This is a genomic window from Microbacterium allomyrinae (genome assembly GCF_020682705.1).
Classification (GTDB): domain Bacteria; phylum Actinomycetota; class Actinomycetes; order Actinomycetales; family Microbacteriaceae; genus Microbacterium; species Microbacterium allomyrinae.
In genome coordinates, this window is the sequence record NZ_JAGTTN010000002.1 from 434,170 (window position 1) to 457,105 (window position 22,936).

The 22,936-nt window shown below is 67.5% G+C and carries 18 protein-coding genes, 2 tRNA genes and 1 pseudogene; 11 read left to right on the top strand and 10 right to left on the bottom strand.

The features are described 5' to 3' along the window. Positions 1–99: 99 nt before the first annotated feature. Positions 100–738 (top strand): LPXTG cell wall anchor domain-containing protein, encoded by a 639-nt coding sequence (locus KEC57_RS08425; RefSeq protein WP_229384119.1) that lies wholly within the window; start codon positions 100–102, stop codon positions 736–738. A 43-nt stretch (positions 739–781) separates the two neighbouring features. Further along, the gene (locus KEC57_RS08430) at positions 782–2,530 is read left to right on the top strand and encodes a DUF4012 domain-containing protein (RefSeq protein ID WP_229384120.1); all 1,749 of its coding nucleotides are present in this window, start codon (positions 782–784) and stop codon (positions 2,528–2,530) included. Here KEC57_RS08430 and KEC57_RS08435 read toward each other — a convergent pair. Further along, a complete protein-coding gene (locus KEC57_RS08435) occupies positions 2,527–4,269 on the bottom strand; it encodes a bifunctional 3'-5' exonuclease/DNA polymerase (RefSeq protein ID WP_229384121.1) in 1,743 nt (580 codons plus the stop codon). The genes KEC57_RS08430 and KEC57_RS08435 overlap by 4 nt on opposite strands. A 1-nt stretch (position 4,270) precedes the next feature. Then, the gene (locus tag KEC57_RS08440) at positions 4,271–5,002 is read right to left on the bottom strand and encodes a zinc ribbon domain-containing protein (RefSeq protein ID WP_229384122.1); all 732 of its coding nucleotides are present in this window, start codon (positions 5,000–5,002) and stop codon (positions 4,271–4,273) included. Between the two features lie 87 nt (positions 5,003–5,089). Between KEC57_RS08440 and KEC57_RS08445 the strand changes: the two genes are divergently transcribed. Beyond that, entirely contained in the window at positions 5,090–6,607 is a 1,518-nt protein-coding gene (locus tag KEC57_RS08445; protein ID WP_229384123.1) for an amino acid permease, read from the top strand. Between the two features lie 11 nt (positions 6,608–6,618). Here the strand turns inward: KEC57_RS08445 and KEC57_RS08450 are convergent. Next, positions 6,619–6,692, bottom strand: a tRNA-Val gene (locus KEC57_RS08450). Positions 6,693–6,834: 142 nt separating this feature from the next. Between KEC57_RS08450 and aceE the strand changes: the two genes are divergently transcribed. The 6 genes from aceE to KEC57_RS08480 all read left to right on the top strand — a co-directional run bounded on the left by aceE (position 6,835) and on the right by KEC57_RS08480 (position 14,464). After that, the gene (gene aceE, locus KEC57_RS08455) at positions 6,835–9,564 is read left to right on the top strand and encodes a pyruvate dehydrogenase (acetyl-transferring), homodimeric type (protein WP_229384124.1); all 2,730 of its coding nucleotides are present in this window, start codon (positions 6,835–6,837) and stop codon (positions 9,562–9,564) included. 8 nt (positions 9,565–9,572) lie between these two features. Then, the gene (locus KEC57_RS08460) at positions 9,573–10,793 is read left to right on the top strand and encodes a PucR family transcriptional regulator (protein ID WP_372456994.1); all 1,221 of its coding nucleotides are present in this window, start codon (positions 9,573–9,575) and stop codon (positions 10,791–10,793) included. Between the two features lie 124 nt (positions 10,794–10,917). Beyond that, positions 10,918–11,829 (top strand): ACP S-malonyltransferase, encoded by a 912-nt coding sequence (locus KEC57_RS08465; RefSeq protein ID WP_229384125.1) that lies wholly within the window; start codon positions 10,918–10,920, stop codon positions 11,827–11,829. Between the two features lie 15 nt (positions 11,830–11,844). Beyond that, positions 11,845–12,846 (top strand): beta-ketoacyl-ACP synthase III, encoded by a 1,002-nt coding sequence (locus KEC57_RS08470; RefSeq protein WP_229384126.1) that lies wholly within the window; start codon positions 11,845–11,847, stop codon positions 12,844–12,846. Positions 12,847–12,920: 74 nt separating this feature from the next. Further along, positions 12,921–13,169, top strand: coding sequence for an acyl carrier protein (locus KEC57_RS08475; RefSeq protein ID WP_229384127.1), 249 nt, complete (start codon positions 12,921–12,923; stop codon positions 13,167–13,169). Positions 13,170–13,225: 56 nt separating this feature from the next. After that, on the top strand, positions 13,226–14,464 hold the full coding sequence (locus KEC57_RS08480; RefSeq protein WP_229384128.1) for a beta-ketoacyl-[acyl-carrier-protein] synthase family protein: 1,239 nt from the start codon (positions 13,226–13,228) through the stop codon (positions 14,462–14,464). A gap of 233 nt (positions 14,465–14,697) precedes the next feature. On the opposite strand, the gene KEC57_RS08485 is transcribed toward KEC57_RS08480, so the two are convergent. Together KEC57_RS08485 and KEC57_RS08490 are read right to left on the bottom strand one after the other, a co-directional pair. Beyond that, positions 14,698–15,201 (bottom strand): DUF3145 domain-containing protein, encoded by a 504-nt coding sequence (locus KEC57_RS08485; RefSeq protein ID WP_229384129.1) that lies wholly within the window; start codon positions 15,199–15,201, stop codon positions 14,698–14,700. Positions 15,202–15,351: 150 nt separating this feature from the next. Beyond that, a complete protein-coding gene (locus KEC57_RS08490) occupies positions 15,352–16,125 on the bottom strand; it encodes a hypothetical protein (protein ID WP_229384130.1) in 774 nt (257 codons plus the stop codon). 141 nt (positions 16,126–16,266) lie between these two features. Between KEC57_RS08490 and KEC57_RS08495 the strand changes: the two genes are divergently transcribed. After that, complete coding sequence (locus tag KEC57_RS08495; RefSeq protein WP_229384131.1) at positions 16,267–18,273, top strand: DUF262 domain-containing protein; 2,007 nt, start codon at positions 16,267–16,269, stop codon at positions 18,271–18,273. Between the two features lie 60 nt (positions 18,274–18,333). Here the strand turns inward: KEC57_RS08495 and KEC57_RS08500 are convergent, their stop codons facing one another. The 4 genes and pseudogenes from KEC57_RS08500 to KEC57_RS08515 form a co-directional block, all read right to left on the bottom strand. Beyond that, positions 18,334–19,377 (bottom strand): glucose PTS transporter subunit IIA, encoded by a 1,044-nt coding sequence (locus KEC57_RS08500; protein WP_372457012.1) that lies wholly within the window; start codon positions 19,375–19,377, stop codon positions 18,334–18,336. 12 nt (positions 19,378–19,389) lie between these two features. Then, a pseudogene (locus KEC57_RS19175) lies at positions 19,390–20,267 on the bottom strand (PTS transporter subunit EIIC); the annotation flags it as partial. A 135-nt stretch (positions 20,268–20,402) separates the two neighbouring features. Continuing rightward, a tRNA-Ile gene (locus KEC57_RS08510) sits at positions 20,403–20,476 on the bottom strand. Positions 20,477–20,523: 47 nt separating this feature from the next. Next, on the bottom strand, positions 20,524–21,609 hold the full coding sequence (locus KEC57_RS08515; RefSeq protein WP_229384134.1) for a DMT family transporter: 1,086 nt from the start codon (positions 21,607–21,609) through the stop codon (positions 20,524–20,526). A gap of 42 nt (positions 21,610–21,651) precedes the next feature. Here KEC57_RS08515 and def point away from each other — a divergent pair, with 42 nt between their 5' ends. Beyond that, positions 21,652–22,218, top strand: a complete 567-nt coding sequence (gene def, locus KEC57_RS08520) for a peptide deformylase (RefSeq protein ID WP_229384135.1) — start codon at positions 21,652–21,654, stop codon at positions 22,216–22,218. An 8-nt stretch (positions 22,219–22,226) separates the two neighbouring features. Here def and KEC57_RS08525 read toward each other — a convergent pair whose 3' ends face one another. Beyond that, positions 22,227–22,880: a hypothetical protein gene (locus KEC57_RS08525; RefSeq protein ID WP_229384136.1), complete on the bottom strand. Its 654-nt coding sequence runs from the start codon at positions 22,878–22,880 to the stop codon at positions 22,227–22,229. Between the last annotated feature and the right edge of the window lie 56 nt (positions 22,881–22,936).

Genomic DNA, 22,936 nt, shown 5'->3' on the forward strand with positions numbered 1-22,936 from the left:
CGGCAGGGTGGTCGATTCGGGTGAAATTCGGGTGTATAATCACCGCCACCAGACCCGACTGGGGAGTCCGGCTGGCTGTGCCCGCTGGGAGGCAACGAGATGAAGACGAAGACGTTTGCCGTGCTCGTATTGAGCGCGATGCTGGTCCTCAGCACACCGTTGGCGGCCGCCGCCGACGCCGACGACTATACGCCGACGGATCCTGCGACGCCGTCGCTCGCAGGTTCGTCCGCCGTCGGGGAGTGCGACCGCGACGTTCCGTGGATCTTCTTCGAGGTGGCGTTGACCGATCCCGACAAACAGGTCACGAGCAACGAGGCGAAACTCGTGCTCACCAACGGCACCGAGACGGCGACTCTCCCACTCGGTCCGCTCGTCGACGGCACGCTGAAAGGCCGCGTGCTCTGGCCGGGCGCATCGATAGACAGCTCCGGGAACGCGAACGGATGGCCCGGCTGGGCGTTCGAGAACGGTGTCTGGGTGGAGACGGACGGCAACTTCCGATGGACGCGCGGTGCCATCACCGCAACCATCGAGGTGAACCCGTCGGTGGTGGTGCCGCTTTCGTATCCGCCGGCGACTCCTGTCTGCGATGCGAATCCCCCGCAGAGCGGTTCTGCGGCAGCGCTGCCCGCCACAGGCATGGCTGCCGCCATCCTGCCGATCACCGTATTCGGTCTGCTCGCCGCAGCTGCAGGCGTGATCCTGCTCCTGCGACGCCGGTCTGCTCGCCACTGACGTGTCTTCGACCGCTCGGGCGCCCCGGCGTCGACGTTGGATCGTGCTGGGCCTGTCGCTGCTCGCACTGGCGGTCGTCGCGGCGGTCGTCTGGGTCGGCGCGCGCGCATTGCTCGTGAAGGCGGAGTTCGACGACCTGTTGCCCCTCGCCGACGAGGTCGGCGCAGCGGCCGCAGCAGGAGAGTTCGATCGGGTTGACGCGATCGCACCGGCGCTCGCGGAGCATGCCGACCGGGCCCGCGCACTCACCGCGGATCCGGTCTGGGCGGCGAGTGAGGCCATCCCGATGGCCGGTGCGAACTTGCGCGCCGTGCGAGTCGTCGCGGCAGAGCTCTCCCGGCTCTCGGGAGTGCTCCCCGATCTGTCAGAGGTGGCCGCGGAGCTCCAGCGGCGCTCCCCCGGGCTCGTACTGAACACTGCGGCGCTTGCGGCGGCGGCCGACGCACTCGAGGGCACTGACGCGGTGGTGACGCATTCCGTCGACGAACTCGCCGCCCTCGATGCTGATGCACTCATCGGTCCGGTCGCGACCGGTGTCGTTCGCCTCCGTGACGCCCTTCACGGTCTTGCCCCGGGGATCGGCACGCTCGCTCAGGCCGCCCGGGTGCTGCCCGCCACGCTCGGAGAAGACGGCGAGCGGATGATCCTCGTGATGGTCCAGAACCCCGCCGAGCTGCGCACCGGCGGCGGCATCACCGGCACGTTCGCGGCGCTCCGCGCCGATCATGGGCGACTGACACTCGAACGGCAGGCAGGCTCTTCGCAGTTCCCGTCGGTCGCTTCGCCGATCGTCGCCGTACCCGCCAGCACGACCGCGTTGTACGGTGACGGCGTCGCCCGTTACATCCAGAACACGTCGATGACTCCGGACTTCGCAGCGACCGGCACCATGGCGGCGGCGTGGTGGCTGGGTCTCACCGGCGAGACCGCCGACACGGTCGTCTCGGTCGACCCGTACGTCCTTCGTTCCCTCCTGACGGTGATCGGACCGGTCGAGGTGGAGGCAGCGGGAGCGATCGGCGCCGAGAACGTCATCGACGCCCTCCTGGTGCAGCCGTATCTGTCCCTCTCACCGGAGCGACAGAGCGCCCTGTTCGAAGGCGTCATGGATGCCGTGTTCGCCCGGATCGCGAGCGGCGACGTCGATGCGATGGCTTTGGTCGGTGCTCTGCAGGAACCCGCGTCAGAGGGGCGCATCTCGCTGTGGAGCGCCCATCCCACCGAAGCCGAGGTCTTCGCGGCCTCGTCGCTGGGAGGATCGGCCGCACGACAGGATGCCGCCGGCGACGGCGCCTTCGCGGTGTACTTCAACGACGCGACCGGTGCCAAGCTGGCACCGTTCCTGGACGTCTCGATCGAGCAGAGCGTGGTCGCATGCCGTCGCGACGATCTGGCCGAGGTGCTCATCACCGTCACCATGGGCAGCAACGCGCCGGCCGATGTGGGCGATCTGCCGATCAGTGTGACCGGGGGCGGCCTGTTCGGCGTGGGCGTCGGCGACATCGGCACCAACGTCACCGTGTCGGCTCCGCGCGGCGCGTTCGTCTCAGAGGTTCTGGTGAAGGGCGAGGCCTACCCGGCTGCCATTGCGATCGACGGCGGACGCGCGGGAAGCACGGCGCGCGTGAATCTCTCGCCCGCGGAGGTGAACATGCTGGAGTACCACTTCCTGGTGCCCGTCGATCTGACCGAGCACATCGACGTCCTGCACACTCCGCTGATGACATCGCCGACGATCACGACGGATGGTGGTGCTTGCAAGGGTGCCGCAGCATCGCCGCAGGGCGGTTAGTCCTTGAACGCGGTGATGGCGGTCCGGACGTCCAGGCGGAAGTCCATCGGGAAGTCGCCGAAGAGGATGCGTCCCGCCGTGTCGGCGGCATCCTTCACGGCCTGCGCCGCAGCTTCTGCGTGCTCGACGGGTGTGTGGACGATCACCTCGTCGTGCAGGAAGAAGGCCAGGTGCGGTCGCCGGGCGAAGACCGGACCGGAGCGGGGCGCGGACCGCTCCGCGGGAACCGGCGGGATGGCGTCGAGGCGGGTCCGCAGGTCGGCGAGCCAGGCGAGCGCCCACTCGGCCGCAGTACCCTGCACCACGAAATTGCGGGTGAATCTGCCTCGGTCACGCGCCCAGCGACGTGCGCGTGTCTCATCGGCACCGGTTGCGTCGGCCTCGCTCGCACGCGACTGCGCCTCTGCCCACACCTCTGACGGCGGCGGGCACGTGCGACCCAGCCACGTCGATACGAGCCCGCCGTCCTCGCCGGTGCGTGCGGCGTCGTCGACCAGCCCCATCGCTCGGGGATAGGTGCGGCGAAGCCGCGGGACCAGGCGGCCCGACTCCCCCGTCGTCGCGCCGTACATCGCGCCGAGGATCGCGATCTTGGCTTCGGAGCGCGTCGCCACCGCGCCGCTTTCGACGATGCCCGCATAGAGGTCGCGGTCGCGGGCGGCCCCCGCCAGCGTGAGATCGCCCGACATCGCGGCGAGCACGCGGGGCTCGAGTTGCGCGACGTCGGCCACGACGAGTGTGAATCCGGGATCGGCCCGAACCGCCTCACGCAGTTGACGGGGGAGCTGCAGGGCCCCGCCGCCGGACGAGGCCCAGCGTCCTGTCACGACGCCGCCCGGCACGAACACCGGACGGAAGCGCCCGTCGTCGACCCATTCCGCAAGCCACGCCCACCCGTTGGCGGACAGCAGGCGCGAGAGCTTCTTGTACTCCAGGAGCGGTTCGATGACCGGATGTCGCTGCTCGGCGAGCTCCCACCTGCTCGTGGATTCGACCAGCACGCCGACGCGATGGAGTGCGCGCAGGAGCTTCGGCTGAGAATCGAGGCTCGCGGTCGGGTCGCCGAGAGCCGCGCGTACGCGCGCGGCGGACGCCGCGAGATTCGCCGGCTGTCCCCCGGTGCCGCGCTCCCCCAGCGTCTCGGTCAGGATGCGATCGTGGGCGGCGGCATCCCAGGGCAGCCCCGCCGCCTGCATCTCTGCGGCGACGAGCGCCCCGGCCGATTCCGCGGCGGTCAGAAGGCGCAACCGGCCGGGCTCGGCCCCACCGGCGATCGCGTCGCGCTGGCGGGTGAACTCGGCGAGCGCATCGTCCAGATCTGCCGGCGGACCCTTCGCCGCGTCGGCAGGGCCCTCGAAGTCGAACAGCGTGGGCGCTGCCGCCTCCAGCGTCACATGGGGGGCGGCATCCCAGCCCGCGGCGGTGCGCACCGGCGCGTGCGGATCGACCAGCGCCGACGCGCGCAGGATCACGTGGCACAGACGCAGGTCGTGGCACCGGGCGATTCGCACGCCGTGCGCGAGCAGAGCCGGATACCACTGCGGAGTGTCGTGCCAGACCCATCGCGGCGCCCACTCGGCTTCGGCGTGCGCGATCCAGTCGGCGAGCTCGGAGGCTGCGACTTCGTGGCGCCGCTGCTCCATGCCTCCGGGATCGAGGTATGCGACTGCGGCGCCGGCGACGGTGCGGCCGAGGACGATCCATGCGGGAACGCCGGTCACGGGCACCGTCGAGGTCATGTCACAGGCCGGACTCCTCGTGGCGGACGAGGATGCAGCCGCACTCGGGGCACGTGACGACGGCGTCGACAGCGGCGTTGCGCAGCACCTGCAGATCGGTTCCGGCCAGCACCATGTTGCAGCCCTCGCACGTGCGGCGACGCAGGAAGGCCGCTCCCGCGCTGCGCGGGGCGAGACGGTCGTACAGGGCGAGCAGATCCGCGGGGATCTCACCCGCCACCGCCGCACGATCACGGGTCGTCGCATCGAAGGCCGCGGTCGCCTCTGCAACCGCGCGCTTGGCATCCGCGCTGAGGTCTGCGCCCTCGGCGTTGGTCGCGGCGATCAGCGCCTCCTGTTCGGTCACGGCGGCGTCGGCCGACTCGAGGCGCTCCATGATCTCGAGTTCGGCGTCTTCGAGGTCGCTCTTGCGACGAGCGAGCGCCGCGATCTCGCTCTCCAGACCCTGCGCCTCTTTGGAGTTGCTCGAGGTGGCGAGCCGGCCCGCGTCACGTGCGGCGCGCGCGTCGACCACGGCGACGTCGGACTCGATGCGCGCCATTTCTGCGCGCAGATCGTCACGGGCGCCCAGGCGTGTCGAGAGCTCCCGAGACAGCTCTTGGCGTCGTGCGAGCAGTTGCTGCACGCGCGCGGCCTGCGGCGGATTCTTGCGGGCGTTGTCGGCCTGGCGGATACGGGCATCGAGAAGGGCCACCTCGACGAGGCGGTGCTGATCGGCGGGGCTGGCATTCACGCTTCCCAACCTACCGTGGCCCATCGACGGCGGAACGGCCGCGCACTAGCATTCAACGACCGGTCCAACGGAGGGAAGGCGCACTCGATGAGCGTTCTGCGAACGAAGTCCGTCGAGCAGTCGATCGCCGATACCGAGGAACCCGAGTATCGGCTGAAGAAATCGCTCAGCGCACTCGACTTGACCGTGTTCGGCATCGGCGTCGTGATCGGTGCGGGGATCTTCACCCTGACCGGCCGCGCTGCGCACGAGGTGGCCGGCCCCGCGATCGTGGTGAGCTTCGTCGTGGCGGCGATCGCATGCGCCCTCGCGGCGCTGTGCTACGCCGAGTTCGCATCGACCGTTCCGGTCTCGGGCTCGGCCTACACCTTCTCGTACTCGTCGCTCGGCGAACTCTTCGCGTGGATCATCGGGTGGGACCTGATCCTGGAGATGTTCCTCGGCGCAAGCGTCGTCGCCCAAGGATGGAGCGCCTATCTGGGCACGCTGATGGAGCAGCTCGGGATGCCGATCCCGGCGGCGATCGGCTACGGAGGAACCGTCGATCTGATGGCGATCCTGCTCGTGCTCGTGCTGGGTGGACTGATGAGCTTCGGGATAAAGGAGTCGCTCCGCGTGAACCTCGTTCTCGTCGCGGTGAAACTCTTCATCGTGCTGTTCGTGATCGTCGCCGGCGTGCTGTTCATCGACCCGGCGAACTGGGTGCCGTTCGTGCCGGAAGCCGCTTCGCGCGAGTCCGCGTCGGGGCTGAGTCAGCCGCTCCTGCAGTTCTTGTCGGGGATCGAGCCGACGGCCTTCGGCGTCGGCGGCATCTTCGCCGGCGCGGCGCTGGTCTTCTTCGCGTACATCGGATTCGACGTCGTCGCCACCACGGCGGAGGAGACCCGCAATCCTCAGCGCGACATGCCCATCGGCATCATCGCGTCGCTCGCGATCTGCACCGTCCTCTACTGCGCGGTCGCGTTCGTCGTCACCGGCATGGTCCCCTACCAGGATCTCGATCCCGCGGCAGCCCTCGCCAACGCGTTCGCATTCCACGGCCAGGCATGGATGGCGACGCTCATCTCCGCGGGCGCGGTCGCCGGCCTCACCACGGTCGTGCTGACGCTGCTCATCGGCGCCACGCGCATCATCTTCGCGATGTCGCGCGATGCGCTGCTGCCGATCGGCCTTGCGAAGGTGCACCCGAGGTTCCGCACGCCGTGGCTGATATCACTGGTGGTGACCGTGATCGTCGCCGTGGTCGCGGGGTTCACCCCGATCGGGCTCCTCGAGGAGATGGTGAACATCGGCACGCTGTCCGCGTTCGTGATGGTCTCGATCGGCGTCATCGTGCTGAGACGCAGACGACCCGACCTGCCTCGCACGTTCCGGGTCCCCTTCAACCCATGGCTGCCAGGGCTCTCAGCGGCGATCTGCGTCTACCTGATGCTGAACCTCACGGTCGAGACATGGCTGCGCTTCCTGATCTGGCTCGCCGTCGGATTCGTCATCTACTTCGCGTACTCCCAGAAGCGATCGCGGATCGGACAGCCCGGATACATCGATCCCTCATTGCCGCATGTCGTCGCGCACAGGCGCGAAGGGGAGGACGAGACGACCTGACTTCGCTGCGGTGGGCCCAGAGAGACTCGAACTCCCGACCCCCTCGGTGTAAACGAGGTGCTCTAACCAACTGAGCTATAGGCCCGCGACTGTCAGTCTACGAGGTGCATCCGGGCCCGCGTGGACTCGGTAGGCTGACACATGGTGCGCTGTGCAGGGCCGACGAAGCCCGCCACGCTCCGGTAGCGATTCCCTGGCATGATCTGCCAGACGACGAAAGGTCTTCTGTGACTGTCAACGATCAGGATCCGTACTCGCAGGACCCGCTCGACAGCGATCCCGACGAGACGTCCGAGTGGCAGGAATCCCTGCAGCAGCTGGTGCAGGCCAAGGGTCACGGTCGAGGCCGCGAGATCATGCTGAGCCTGCTGCAGACCTCGCACGAGCTCCAGCTGAACGTGCCCCAGGTTCCGACGACGGATTACATCAACACGATCTCACCCGACGCCGAACCGGAGTTCCCGGGCGACGAAGAGCTCGAGCGTCGGTACCGCCGCTGGATCCGCTGGAACGCCGCGGTCACGGTGCACCGCGCCCAGCGCCCCGGGATCGGCGTCGGCGGCCACATCTCGACGTACGCGTCTTCGGCGTCGTTGTACGAGGTGGGCTTCAACCACTTCTTCCGCGGGCTGGACGACCCCAACGGCGGCGACCAGATCTTCATCCAGGGCCACGCCTCGCCCGGCATCTACGCGCGATCGTTCCTCGAGGGCCGTCTGACCGAGACTCAGCTCGACGGATTCCGCCAGGAGAAGTCGAAGGCGCCCGACGGTATCCCGTCGTACCCGCACCCGCGTCTGATGCCGGACTATTGGCAGTTCCCGACGGTCTCGATGGGCCTCGGCCCGATCAACGCCATCTACCAGGCGATGACGAACAAGTACCTCACGAACCGCGGCGTCAAAGACCTGTCGAACTCGCACGTGTGGGCGTTCCTCGGCGACGGCGAGATGGACGAGGTCGAAAGCCGCGGTCAGCTGCAGGTCGCGGCGAACGAGGGCCTCGACAACCTGACCTTCGTCGTCAACTGCAACCTGCAGCGTCTGGACGGCCCGGTTCGCGGCAACGGCAAGATCATCCAGGAGCTGGAGAGCTACTTCCGCGGTGCCGGCTGGAACGTCATCAAGGTGGTCTGGGGCAGCGGCTGGGACGAGCTGCTGGCCAAGGACACGGACGGTGCTCTCGTTCATCTGATGAACACCACCCCTGACGGCGACTTCCAGACGTACCGTGCCGAGGACGGCGCGTTCATCCGCGAGCACTTCTTCGGCCGCGACGAGCGCACCGCTGCTCTGGTGAAGGACTGGTCGGACGAAGACATCTGGGGCAAGCTCCGCCGCGGAGGGCTGGACTACCGCAAGGTGTACGGCGCCTACAAGGCCGCCGCCGAGCACAAGGGTCAGCCCACCGTCATCCTCGCCAAGACGATCAAGGGCTACGGTCTGGGTCACCACTTCGAGGGTCGCAACGCGACCCACCAGATGAAGAAGATGACCCTGCAGGACCTCAAGTACTTCCGCGACTCGATGCGCATCCCGATCTCGGACGCGCAGCTCGACGAGAACCCGTACCTGCCGCCGTACTACAACCCCGGCGGCAACGACGAGACGATCCAGTACATGCTGGAGCGCCGTCGAGCCCTCGGCGGTTTCCTGCCCGAGCGCCGCACCCACCACGTCGGCCTGCAGTTGCCCGGCGACGAGGCGTACGCGCTCCCCAAGAAGGGCTCGGGAACGCAGGAGATCGCCACCACCATGGCGTTCGTCCGACTCCTCAAGGACCTGCTGCGTGCGAAGGACTTCGGCCACCGCATCGTGCCGATCATTCCCGACGAGGCGCGCACGTTCGGCATGGACGCGTACTTCCCGACGGCCAAGATCTACAACCCGCACGGCCAGAACTACACGTCCGTCGACCGTGAGCTGCTCCTCGCCTACAAGGAGAGCCCGCAGGGTCAGATCATCCACGTCGGCATCAACGAGGCCGGCGCCGTGGCGGCGTTCACCGCAACGGGCACGTCGTACTCGACGCATGGCGAGCCGCTCATCCCGGTCTACGTCTTCTACTCGATGTTCGGCTTCCAGCGCACCGGCGACGCCCAGTGGGCCGCGGGAGACCAGATGGCGCGCGGCTTCATCATCGGCGCGACCGCAGGCCGCACCACGCTCACCGGTGAGGGTCTTCAGCACGCTGACGGTCATTCGCACCTTCTCGCGTCGACCAACCCGGCCACGGTGTCGTACGACCCCGCCTACGGCTACGAGATCGCGCACATCGTTCGCTCGGGAATCGAGCGGATGTACGGTGGCAATCATCCCGACCCGAACGTCATGTACTACCTCACGGTCTACAACGAGCCGCTCGTGCAGCCGGCAGAGCCCGAGGGCGTGGACGTGGACGGCATCGTGCGCGGCATCCACCGGATCTCGTCGTCCGAGGGCGAAGGCCCCCGCGCGCAGATCCTCGCGTCGGGCGTCGGCGTGCTCTGGGCCCATGAGGCGCAGCAGCTGCTCCGCGACGACTGGGGCGTCCAGGCCGACATCTGGTCGGTCACGTCGTGGACCGAGCTGCGCCGTGACGGCCTCGCCGCAGACGAGCACAACTTCCTCCACCCGCAGGACGAGCCGAAGACCGCCTACATCTCGGAGAAGCTCAAGGATACGGCAGGCCCCGTGGTCGCGGTGAGCGACTTCATGCACGCGGTGCAGGATCAGATCCGTCCGTGGGTGCCGGGACGCTTCGTCACGCTCGGCGCGGAAGGCTTCGGATTCTCCGACACACGTGCCGCCGCGCGTCGGTTCTTCAAGATCGATGGACCGTCGATCGTCGTCCGCACGCTCCAGGCCCTCGCGGCCGACGGCGTCGTGGATGCGTCGCTCTCGGCCCAGGCGATCGAGAAGTACCGCCTTCACGACGTGACGGCCGGCACGAGCGGGAATGCGGGCGGCGAGAGCTGAAGCACCCGATGCCCCCCTCTCCGGCCTCGATGGACAAGACCGAGACGCTCGCCTGGCTGCGACGCATCTCGGGTGATATCGCGACGGTCACCATCAAGCGGCTCGAAGACACCCTGCCGTGGTACGCCGAGATGCCACCAGCCCGACGCTCTGCCGTCGGGCTGGTGGCCCAGGCGGGCATCACCTCATTCATCCAGTGGTACGAGGACCCAGCGTCGACTCCGTGGATCGCGTCCGACATCTTCGCCGCAGCGCCTCGCGAGCTCTTGCGGAGCGTCAGCCTGCAGCAGACGTTGCAGCTCATCCGCGTCACCGTCGAGGTGACCGAGGAGCGGGTGGCGGGCAAGGGCGAACACCTGCGCGAGGCGATACTGCTCTATTCGCGCGAGGTCGCCTTCGCCGCGGCCGACGTGTACGCCCGTGCAGCCGAGGCCCGCGGGCTCTGGGATGCGCGGCTCGAGGCGCTGGTCGTGGACTCGATCCTGACCGGCGAAGCCGATGAGGAACTTCCCAGCCGCATCGCCGCCCTCGGCTGGCACGGCCACGGCGAGGTCGCCGTCCTCGTCGGAACGACTCCCCCGCAGTTCGACGTCGACCAGCTGCGCCGGACCGCGCGCAAACTCGGCGTCGATGTGCTGATCGGGGTGCAGGGCTCACGCCTGGTGCTCGTGGTGGGGCGCTCCGAGCAGTCCGCCCGAGCCGAGGATTCGGCATCCGATCTGCCGTTCGGTGAGATCGCGCGCCGACTCGAGCCCGGCTTCGGCAGCGGCTTCCTCGTGCTCGGCTCGACGGTGCCGGCGCTCGTCGATGCGGGTCAGAGTGCCCGTGCCGCACTGGCCGGGTTCGCCGTGGCACGTGCATGGCGCCACGCTCCCCGTCCGGTGGAGGCCGATGACCTGCTGCCCGAGCGAGCTCTCGCGGGCGACCCGCTCGCCAAGCAGACGCTGGTGGAGCGCATCTACCGGCCCCTGCAGGCGCACAGCGCCGACCTCGTCGCGACGCTGTGGGCCTATCTCGACAACGGCCGCTCGCTCGAGGCGACCGCGCGCGAGCTCTTCGTGCATCCGAACACGGTGCGGTACCGCCTCAAGCGCGTCTCCGAAGTCATCGGCTGGGATGCGACGGGGCCGCGTGAGGCGCTGATTCTGCAGACCGCCCTGATCCTGGGATCGATCGGCACGGATGCGACCCGTCGACGTCCGCCGGCGATGCGACGCGGCCCGGCCTGACTCACAGCGTTCTGGCGCAGACCCGTTGTAGCCGCGATGGTGTGTGGAGCTCGCACAAAGCCTTTTCGGATTCTTGTGACGATGTCGCCAGAACCTGTCGCCTGATCCTTGGCAGGATGGAAAAGTGCGAATTGCGGTCTTCCCCGGACAGGGCTCCCAGTCCCCCGGCTTCCTGACACCCTGGCTCGACGTCCACGGCGCCGCCCAGCGGCTCGAGGCCTACTCGGATTGGTCCGGTGTCGACCTCGTCGCGGCGGGCACCGAATGGGATGCCGACCAGATCCGTGACACGCAGGTCGCGCAGCCCTTGATCGTGGCCGCGAGCCTGCTCTCGTGGAACGCGCTGACGGATCGCTCGACGATCGCCGGTGTCGCGGGCCACTCGGTGGGCGAATTCGCCGCCGCAGCCGCCGCGGGAATCCTGAGCGAGCAGGATGCTCTCACTCTGGTGGGCATCCGCGGCCGGGCGATGGCCGAGGCCGCAGCCATCGAGCAGACCGGAATGAGTGCCGTCATCGGTGGCGACGAGTCGGCCATCCTGACGCGACTCGCCGAACTGGATCTCTCGCCCGCGAACTACAACGGCGGCGGCCAGCTCGTCGTCGCCGGTGCGCTCGACGCGCTCCAGGCGCTCACCGCAGAACCCGTCGCCGGCACTCGCGTGATCCCGCTCCAGGTCGCCGGCGCCTTCCACACCCGCTTCATGACCCCCGCCGTCGAGACGCTTCGCGCCGCTGCGGCCGAGGTTGCGGCATCCGATCCCACCCTCACGGTGTGGAGCAATCGCGACGGTGCCGCCGTGCCGTCGGGCGATGCCTTCGTCGGCTTCCTGGTGGATCAGGTCGCCTCTCCGGTCCGCTGGGATCTCTGCATGGCGTCTTTCGCCGAGGCCGGGGTCTCGGGCATCGTGGAGCTGTCACCTGCAGGAACCCTGACCGGGCTCGCGAAGCGCGCGTTGCGCGGCGTGCCCGCCGTCGCCGTCAAGACCCCCGACGACCTGCAGGCGGCTGCCGCCCTGCTCGCCGCCGACGCCTGACCGGAGAATCTCCCCATGACCCCCACCCTCGTCCAGCCCACCGGGCCCGCGCACACCCGCATCTACGCCTACGGCGCCGCCCGCGGCGAGATCGCGGTACCCAACGAGGACCTCGTCGGCCCGATCGACTCCAGCGATGAGTGGATCCGTCAGCGCACCGGTATCGTCACGCGCACTCGCGCAGTCCCCGAGACCGATGCGATCGATCTCGCGACGGATGCCGCGCGCGAGGCGATCGAGCGCTCCGGTGTCGACCCGGCCCTGGTGGACGCGGTCATCGTCGCCACGATCAGCAACCCGAAGCAGACCCCCTCGGTGTCGGCCATCGTCGCCGATCGCGTCGGCGCGAACCCGGCGGCGGCCTACGACATCAACGCCGCGTGCGCAGGATTCGCCTACGGCGTCGCGCAGGCCGACGCATTGATCCGCGCCGGCGTCTCGCACTACGCGCTCGTCATCGGCACCGAGAAGCTGAGTGACGTCGTCGACCCGACCGATCGCAGCATCTCATTCCTTCTCGCCGACGGCGCGGGAGCTGTTGTCATCGGCCCCAGCGACACTCCGGGCATCGGACCCACGGTCTGGGGTTCCGACGGATCGAAGGCCGACGCCGTCGGCATGAACCACACCCTCACGGAATTCCGCGACGGCAAGGCGCCGTGGCCGACGCTGCGGCAGGAGGGCCCCACGGTCTTCCGCTGGGCCGTGTGGGAGATGGTCAAGGTCGCCCGTCAGGCTCTCGAGGCCGCGGGGATCGAGGCATCCGATCTTGCGGCGTTCGTTCCTCACCAGGCCAACATGCGGATCATCGACGAGTTCGCCAAGCAACTCGGCCTGCCCGACACGGTGGTGGTCGGCCGCGACATCGAGACGACGGGCAACACGTCGGCCGCCTCCATTCCGCTCGCGACCCACCGCCTGCTCCAGGAGCATCCCGAACTCAGCGGTGGACTCGCGCTTCAGATCGGCTTCGGCGCCGGACTCGTGTTCGGTGCGCAGGTGGTCGTGCTCCCCTGACCGGGCGAGGCCCGACCATAGACTGAGACCCGGCCCGTTCGGGCTCGCGAACCCCTAAGAAACAGGAGAAACCCATGGCATTCACCAGCGAAGAGGTCCTCGCCGGACTCGCCGAGCTCATCACGGACGAGACGGGGATCTCGGCTGACGAGGTCGCACTCGAGAAGTCGTTCACCGACGACCTCGACATCGACTCGATCTCGATGATGACCATCGTCGTCAACGCCGAAGAGAAGTTCGGCGTCACCATTCCCGACGACGAGGTGAAGAACCTCAAGACCGTCGGCGACGCCGTCAGCTACATCGCGTCCAACCAGGCGTAGTAACTCCCGGTGGGGGCCGAGGCCCCCACCGGCACACCCCAATGAGGATTCAACCCATGACCAACTCCCGCATCGTCGTCACCGGCATCGGGGCGTCGTCGCCGATCGGCGGCACCGCACCCGACAGCTGGTCCGCCCTGCTCGAGGGCGTCTCCGGCGCTCGCACGCTCGAGTACGACTGGGTGGAGAAGTACCAGCTCCCGGTCACCTTCGCCGCCGAGGCGAAGGTGCGGCCCGACACCGTGCTCGATCGACCGATCGCCAAGCGATTGGATCCTTCTTCGCAGTTCGCTCTCGTCGCCGCGAAAGAGGCGTGGGCCGATGCCGGCAGCCCGGAGGTCGACCCCGAGCGCCTGGGCGTCGACTTCGCCACCGGAATCGGCGGTCTGCACACCCTGCTCGATGGGTGGGACACCCTGCGCGAGAAGGGTCCTCGCCGGGTGATGCCGATGACGGTGCCGATGCTCATGCCCAACGCGGCCGCCGGCAACCTCTCCCTGCACTTCGGAGCCCGTGCGTACGCCCGGACTGTCGCGAGCGCATGCGCGTCGAGCACCGAGTCCATCGTCAACGCCGTCGAGCACCTGCGTGCGGGGCTGGCCGATGTCGTGATCGCGGGCGGAACCGAGTCGGTGATCCACCCCGTCACGATCGCCGCGTTCTCGTCGATGCAGGCGCTCTCCAAGCGCAACGACGACCCCGCCACCGCGTCGCGCCCGGGCAGCATAGATCGCGACGGCTTCGTGATGGGCGAGGGCGCAGCCGTGCTGATCCTCGAGACCGAGGAGCACGCTCGCGCTCGTGGCGCGAAGATCTACGCGGCCGTGGTCGGCGGCGGCGTGACCGCGGACTCGTACCACATCACGGCCAACGACCCGGATGGACTCGGCGCGGCACGCGCGGTGCGGATGGCGCTCGAGATGGCGGATGCTTCGCCCGACGACGTCACGCACATCAACGCGCACGCCACCTCGACCCCGGTCGGCGACCCCAACGAGTACCAGGCGCTGCGCGCGGTCTTCGGCGCCCGCGTAGACGAGATCCCCGTCTCGGCGACGAAGGCTTCGACCGGGCATCTGCTCGGCGGCACCGGCGCGCTCGAGGCGATCTTCACGATCCTCGCGCTCCGCGATCGTGTCGCTCCCCCGACGATCAACATCTCGACGCCCGACCCCGAGGTGCCGTTCCGGCTCACCGGGGCACCGGTCCCCCTCGGCGATGGAGATCAGCTGGCCATCAGCAACTCGTTCGGCTTCGGCGGCCACAACGCTGTCGCAGCCTTCGCATCGGTCTGACGCGCGACACTTCGACCATGACACGCGCGCGGGCGCGTGCACATACGAAGACGCCCCCGGGAAGCCACCGGGGGCGTCTGTCGTGTCAGGCGGTGATTCGCTGTCCCGCTGCCCGGGATTCATGGCCTCCGAGCCTCGGTAGTGGCGCCTCTGCCGCCTGCGTCTGTGTGTCTGGATACACTCCTTCGTCGCTCCTCGAGAACCGATCGGTGAATCAGACCCTGTAACCCGGCTCAGCCGACCTTGTGGAGCCAGACCACCCGGGCGTCGTCGCTCGCGTGCCGGAATGGTTCGAGTTCTTCATCCCAGGCAGCCCCGAGGGCCACCTGCAGCTCTCGGTGAAGCTCGACGGGGTTGCCGCCCGCGACATCCATGGCATAACGGATGCGGTCCTCGCCGACCACGACGTTGCCCGCGGTATCGGTCTGGGCGTAGTGGATGCCGAGGCCGGGCGTGTGCAGCCACCGTCCACCGTCGCTGCGCGGTGTGGGATCCTCGCTCACTTCGAACCGCAGGTGCTCCCAGCCGCGGATCGCGGTGGCGAGGGCGGCACCCGTGCCCGCCGGGCCTTCCCAATAGAACTCGCTGCGGCGGCTGCCGGTGAGGACGGGCTGTTCCGTCCAGTCGAAGCTCACCGCGCGCCCGAGAGCGCGTCCTACCGCCCACTCCAAGTGGGGGCACAACGCTCGTGGCGCGGAGTGAATATAGATCACTCCACGCGCCTGTGGTGTCGCCATGATCTCTCCGTTCGTCAGGTGCGTCTTCCCCAACGACCTGAAACGGGCTCACGGCGTGCTCTTCGGTTGTGCTGCCGCCATTATCGCCGAGAGGGCGGCGAAATCACAAGAGTGTGATTCCGCCGCCCTCTCGAATCTGCGTGTCGCGGCTCAGGCCTCACTCATCGCCTGGACCTCGACCTGGCCCTTGGCTGCGTAGTACGCGGCGCGTGCGGCGTCCTTGCGCGCCTGCTCGGCGTAGCCGGCGTCGAGCACGTCCTGGGGGACCTCGACGCTCTCGATCTTGTTCACTCCGTTGTACTTCTCGATGTACGCGTCGAGTTCGGGGCCGGACGTCCACGAGGTGATGAGGCAGTAGCGCGGTTCGTCGCCCACGTGGGTGGCGGCGTGCCAGAGGCGCTGCGTGTCGATGATCAGCTGCGCGCCCGCGGGAAGCGCGATACGCACCTCGCCCGCGGGGTCGGTGCGGTTCTCGCGGAGCACGAAGAAGCTGTCCTTGTCGTCGCTCAGGTTGAAGAAGCCACGGACGACCCAGCCGGTGCCGTCGGGGTTGAGGCGATTGTTGTCGTCCTGGTGCAGGTTGTAGAGGCACTCGCCGTAGGGCGTCGGCTGCAGTTCGATGACGCGGCAGCGCCCGACGTTGGCGCCAGGCTCCTGCGCGCGGCGCGTGAGGTTCGGGGCCTTCTCGACCTGGGATTCGATCCAGACGCCGTCCTTGTCGGTGCGCGGCGGCTTGTGGTTCCAGAATCCGTTGCACTCGATGTCGCCGAAGGCGCTGGCCAGCGGCGCGAAGCGCGTGTCGCCGGAGGACTTCCAGTCGTTGTACTCGATATCGAGCCACTCTTTGGGATCGAGCTCTTGGTTGTAGCGGTCGAGGACGACATAGCCGGTCTCTTCGAGAGCGGCAGACTTGATGTAACCCATGAGGTGGATCAGCCTTTCGTAGGGAGCCAGCACGTTTTAACAGGCTCAACTTAGGCAAGCCTACCTCGGGTGATTTCGAGGGGCGGAAGACGGGCCGTGAATAACCGGACGCTGGGCACGCGCGCATAAACTGGTCCGGATATGGTCACTGCCACGAACGTCGATGCAACCGCTGTCAATACGATCGGGTGGCTGTCGGCGGCGGATTGGACGATCGTCGTCCCGGTGTATCAACGGCAGTACCGCTGGGATATCGGCGGGTGCGAACAGCTCCTCGCCGACATCCGCGCGGTGGCAGACCTCGACGACGGCAACATGCACTTCATCGGATCGATCCTGTCTTCCGCCAGTGACGACGGAGAGGGTGCCGAACTCGTCCTCATCGACGGGCAGCAGCGCATGACGACTCTCATGCTCCTCGTCGCAGCGCTTCACCACACGGTCCGCGAGACCGATCCGTCGCTCGCCGACCGTCTCGCGCGTGTCCTCGTGCATTCCGATGATCCGAGTCTCACGAAGCTGCGCCCCCACCACGCATGGGCATCGGTCTTCGAGCGAGTCGTTCTCGATCGGCCGCTCCCGCCGGGCGAGGCGCGCGACTCACGCTTCGACGACAACTACGCCTTCTTCCGCAGCCAGATCAGCCCTGATGAGGCGCCGCAAATCTGGCGCGGCTTGCAGAAGCTCGAGCACGTCGCCATCACGCTGGGGGCCGGCGCGAACGCCCAGCAGATCTTCGAGAGTCTCAACTCCACAGGTGAGCCGCTGCGCGATCACGAGCTGATCCACAACTACGTGCTGATGGGGCTCGGCCATGCCGAACAGCGTGAGATCGAAGCCGACTTCTGGCAGCCGATCGAGCAGAACACCGGCGAATCGATCGCCGATTTCTGGCGCCAGTACCTGATCATGGCGACCGGCCGTGAGGTCACGATCGTGGGAGGCCGGGGCGTATACGACGCGTTCCGTCAGGAGTTCCCGCGGCTGGATCATGCTGACCTCGTCCGTCATGCGGCGGAGTGGCGCGCGCTGTCCCGTGTGTATCGCATCCTTCTGAATCCGCAAGAGGCGGCGGATGCCGAGATCGCTCGGCACATTGCGTACGTGAGTACTTTCGGCACGGTCATGTATCCCCTCGTGATGCTCGCCTACCGGGACTTCGAACGCGGCGGGATCGGCCGTGATGACCTTCTCGAGCTTCTCGAGATGCTCCAGTCGCTGCTCGTGCGCCGCTCCATCGTGGGCACGGGCGTCGATAGGCTCGTCGCGCGGCTCTGCCGTGCACGCGCCGAGAGTCCCGACGCCCTCGTCGCGGCGATCTCGCGCATCACCCCGTCTGACGAGCGCATCGCGATAGCTCTGAAGTACGTCGAACTCCCCCACGCCCGCTACGTTCTTGGCCGGATCGCCGGAGTCGACGGCGCGGGCGATCTCGACGTGGAGCACATCTTCCCGCTCGCGCCGGGCGACTCGTGGTCCGGTGACGGCGTACGCGAATGGCCGTCTTACAGCGACGACGAGCAGAACAGTCACCGTGCACTGTCGAAGACCATCGGCAACATCACCGTGCTCGAAGAGGACATCGCGCTGCGCGCGTTCGATCGCTCGTTCCCCGACAAGCGCGCGCACTACGCCCGCAGTGGCGTCTCAGTGACGGCCGAGCTCGCCGAGGTCGAATCGTGGGGCACCGCGGCGATCGCCGCTCGTTCCGCGAAGCTGACCGAACGATTCGTCCAGGTATGGCGGCGGCCCGGCGGTCCTGCGATCGACGACGACGGTCTGACCCCGATCCTCGATGCGGTGCGTCGCCGGGGCTGGCCGGCGGGATGGCAGCGGGAATGGTCGTACGTGGAGTACTGCGGCGAGCACTGGGAGGTTCCCGACGTCAAGTACCTCTTCAACCGCGTCTTCAAACGCCTCTGGGCCGACTCGCGCGAGGCCGTCGTGCAATACAGTCAGCGCCGCGGTGGTCCGGTCTACAGTGCGCAGTCGTGGAACGGTCAGTGGGACCGCCTGGACGACGAGCACTCGCTCTACATGGGCTGGGACTCCAGTTACATGCTGAGCGCGGTGCAGGGCGTCCTCGACGAGGCGGGTCTCGCCCCCGAGGTGTTCGTCAAGTACTCGTACATCGGCAACGCGATGTGAGGAAGGTGACGGATGCCGCGGCTACGGCATCCGTCACCTCCTCGATCTGCGTGAGCGGATCTATTCGAACTCGACCGTCGCATTCTCGTTGTTCAGGACGATGACCGGGGTGATCGACGGGTGGCCCGCCGCGCGGATCTTCGCGAGATCGAAGCGCAGCAACGGCGTGCCTGCCGCTACGGTCTGCCCCTTCTCTACCAGGGTCTCGAACCCGTCGCCCTTCATCGACACCGTGTCGATACCGACGTGGATGAGCAGCTCGGTACCGTCCGTCAGCACCAGCGCGACGGCGTGACTGCTGTCGAAGGTCGCGCCCACCGTGCCGTCGGCCGGAGCCACGACGGTGTCGCCGCTCGGCTCGATGGCCACTCCCGGCCCCATGATCCCCTCGCCGAACGTCGGGTCGGGAACTGTCGACAGCGGTACGACCCTGCCGCTGAGCGGCTGGCGCAGCGTGATCCGCGTCGGCACACCGGTCAGAACGGACGCTCGGGCGCTTGCGCCAGAAGCTGGCGCAGGTTCGGGAATCGCACCGTCGGGCTCGGTTGCCCGCCCCGCCATGATGTCTTCCATCGCGTCCTTCACGAACTGCACGTTCGTTCCGTAGATCACCTGCACCGACTTGCCGCCCGGCCGCATGGTGCCGGCCGCGCCAGCGCGCTTGAGCGCGGTGTCGTCGACTTTGCTCACGTCGTTGATCTCCATGCGGAGCCGAGTGGCGCAGTTGTCGAGTTCGAGGATGTTCTCTTTGCCGCCGAGCGCATCGATGAAGCGACTTCCGGTGACGAGGTACTTCTCGTCTGCGGAGTGGGTGTCGAACTCCGTGCCCTCCTCCAGGATGTTGTCGTCCTCGCGGCCGGGCGTCTTGAGGTTGAAGCGCTTGATCACGAAGTAGAACACGCCGAAGTAGATGAAGAACCAGAAGACACCCATCACCGGTATCAGCCAGGGATTCTGCGCCATCGGGTTCGTCCAGTTCAGGACCAGATCGACGAATCCGGCCGAGAACCCGAAGCCCATGCGAACGGGAAGGATCGCGCTGATCGCCATCGATATTCCAGTGAACAGCGCGTGGATGACATAGAGAACCGGCGCGAGGAACATGAACGCGAACTCGAGCGGCTCGGTGACGCCGACGAAGAACGACGACACCGCTGCGGAGAGCAGGATGCCGTAGGTGATCTTCTTGCGAGTGGTCTTCGCTGTCAGGTACATCGCGAGGGCGGCCCCGGGGAGACCGAACATCATGATCGGGAAGTACCCGGTCATGTATTGCCCGGTCACGCCATACTCGCCGGTGCCGGCGAGGAAGTTGTTGAGGTCGTTGATTCCGGCCACGTCGAACCAGAACACCGAGTTGAGCGCGTGGTGCAGGCCTACCGGGATGAGCAGGCGGTTGAAGAAGCCGTAGATGCCCGCGCCGAGCGCTCCTAGTCCGGAGATCCACTCGCCGAAGCTGACCAGTCCGCCGTAGACGAAGGGCCACACGAAGAAGAGGAGATCGCCACGACGAGGGAGATGCCAGCGGTCACGATCGCGACCGAGCGCTTCCCCGAGAAGAACGACAGCGCGTCGGGAAGCTTGGTGTCCTTGAACCGGTTGTAGCAGAACGCCCCGATGAGTCCGCAGATGATCCCGATGAAGACGTTCTCGATATTGAGGAAGGCCGCGGGCACCTCGTTGACGTCCTCGACGCCGGTGAACAGCGCCACGGACTCCGGTTTGAGAAGTGATGTGATGACCAACCACGACACGAGGCCGGCCAGGGCCGACGTGCCATCGGACTTCTTCGCCATACCCAGCGAGATGCCGATCGCGAACAGGAGCGCAAGGTTCGACAACAGCGCGAGGCCCGCTGTCGAAAGGACGTCTACGACGACACCGCCGCCGACGGTGCCTTGGATCCAGTTGGCGATTCCGACCAGGATCGCCGCCACCGGCAGCACGGCCACCGGGAGCATGATCGATCGGCCGAGTCTCTGCAAGAACTTCATCGTTCGCCTCCACGGGGAGTGAGTGACACGTGATGCGCATGAGGTTACACAAACGAAAGGGTCACCGATACAGGTGACCCGCTGAACGACTCGAGGTCTGCCGCCACCCGTTGGGCAGCGACAGACCTCGATTCGTAGGGCGGGTGGGACTTGAACCCACGATCGTCGGGTTATGAGCCCGCTGCCTTGACCAGCTTGGCCACCGCCCCTCGCGCAAAGAGCCTACCGTCCGACGGCACGCGTCGATGCGGCCGGCTCAGCGGGTGCCGGGATCGTCCGCGCGGTCTTTGACCGGCGGATCCGGCCACACCTTGGACACGGCCTCGGTGACACGTATCGACCCGGTGTGCGGGTGCCCGGCATCTGCTCCCCCGCTGCTGCCACGCTGAATGGGCAGTCCTTGGCTGTCGCTGATGATCTGCGGGTGGTACCTGGCGAGCTGGTACACGCCCCAGATGGCGATCGCGCCCACGATCGCGAAGGCGATGTAGACCCAGAGCGGAGCACCGGCCGCCTCCTGCAGGATCGTGAGGCCGATGATGATCGCGACGATGGGATCGATGACAGTGAGGCCGGCGACGACGAGATCGGGAGGTCCCGAGGCGTATGCGCTCTGCACGAAGTATGCGCCGACAATGGCGCCGATGATGAGCGCCGCAAGGCAGGTGAACGTCAGCCAATCGAAGTCACTGACCTTCACGCGCTCGATCACGACCTTGGCGAGAGTCGCGACGAAGCCATAGATGACACCGGCGGCGGTGATGTAGAACAACGCGCCCATGCGCGTGCGGAGCCAGATCCACAGACCCGCGAAGACAAGCGTGACCACGCCCAGAAGCACGAGGATCGTGATCAGCTGTCCGTTCGACACCGGCTTCTCGGTCGCGAACAGCGCCGCGATCGTGACGAAGACGAAGATTCCGCCGACACAGGCGCCGATCGCGATCAGCGACCGCCTCGTGGGCTTGTGCCCGCTGATCTGGGCGTTCAGCAGCGTTGTGATGACAAGGGCGACCGCGCCGAGGGGCTGCACCACGATGAGCGGAGCGAAATACAGGGCCGAGAGCTGGCAGACGATCGCGAGACCCAGCATCACCGTGCCGATGACCCAAGAGGGCCGCGCGAGCAGTTTCAGCAGGTGACTGGGCCCGAGGCCCTGGTTGGTGTGCCCCCCGCTCAGCCGCTCGACCTTGGTCACGCCGCGATGCTGGTACTGCGCACCGAACGACATGAAGACGGCACCGAGCAGTGCCAGCGGGATGCCGATGAGGATTCCGGGATTCTGGAAGGCGCCGACGAGCTGATCGCCCACGTCCTCGAGTTCCACCGCTGTCCACACCACACATCGACACTAGCCGCAGCCATCGGTCGATAGGCTCAAGGCGTGGCTGTTCTCCCGATTCGCATCATGGGCGATCCCGTCCTCCACTCCCCCGCCGCGTCGGTGGACGAGATCACGGACGAGGTCCGGACGCTCGTGGCCGACATGTTCGAGACGATGGATGCCGCGCCCGGCGTCGGTCTCGCCGCTCCACAGGTGGGGGTGGGGCTTCGCATCTACACGTACTCGTACCCCGACGACGACGGCGCGCCCTGGCGCGGCGTGATCATCAATCCTGAACTCTGGATGCGTCCGCTCGACCCTGGTGAGCCCGACCCCGATGACGAGGCCGAGGGGTGCCTCTCATTCCCGGGTGAGCGATTCCCCCTTCGGCGGTCCGACGAAGTGCTCGTGACCGGCATCGATCTGGCCGGTGCGCCGGTCCGCATCCAGATCGACGGCTGGCGCGCGCGCATCATGCAGCACGAGTTCGACCACCTGGACGGCATCCTGTACGTCGACCGACTCGGTGATGGCGACTGGAAGACGGTGCAGAAGATCGCACGCAAGCGAGGCTGGGGGCGTCCCGGCAGCTCCTGGACACCGGGAATCGACGACCTCGACGCCTGACGGTCCGGCTATCGGCGGTTCTGCCGCTCGACCCAGCGACGCAAGTGCGCGTCGGCGCCGGGCGGTGCCTGGGCGATGATGTTCATCCCCTGTCGAACCATGTGGGTGCCGACGTCCACGCGCCCCCACACCCGAGCGGTCGCCAGTTCGCCGCTGTCGACGTCTCGCACCTGCACCTGGGTCGTCTGAGAGGCGGTGCGCCGCTTCTTCGCGGAGCCGGCGACGTGCTGGACGGCGAGCACGGGCAGACCGCGCGCGGCTGCGGTCGCCAGGACCGTATCGAGGTCGTGGGCGGCCCACTGACTGCGGATGCGGCGCACGAGCCAGAGGGCGACCAGCACCACCGCGATCGTCGTCGCGCCGGTCGGAACGATGCCGAGACTGAGGACCGCCAGCGCGATCGACCACACGACGATGCCGCGCAGCGCGAGCAGGATCGCCGCAACCGACGGGATCAGCAGGAGCAAGAGCCACGGAGCGGGCAGCGCGACAGGGAACGTCCACGGCTGTCCCCCGAAGATCACATCGAGCACGACCCATGCGACGGATGCCGCGAACAGCGCCAGGACGGTCAACAGCGACGTGGAGCGGTAGATGGGCGCGGGTGCGGGCACCGTTCCCTCGACCGGGAGCACCGGCACCGCTTTGGCGCGACCCGCCATGTGCACCCCTCAGGAACCGCCGAGCAAATGAAGAACGGCCCCAGAGTGGAGTCCGG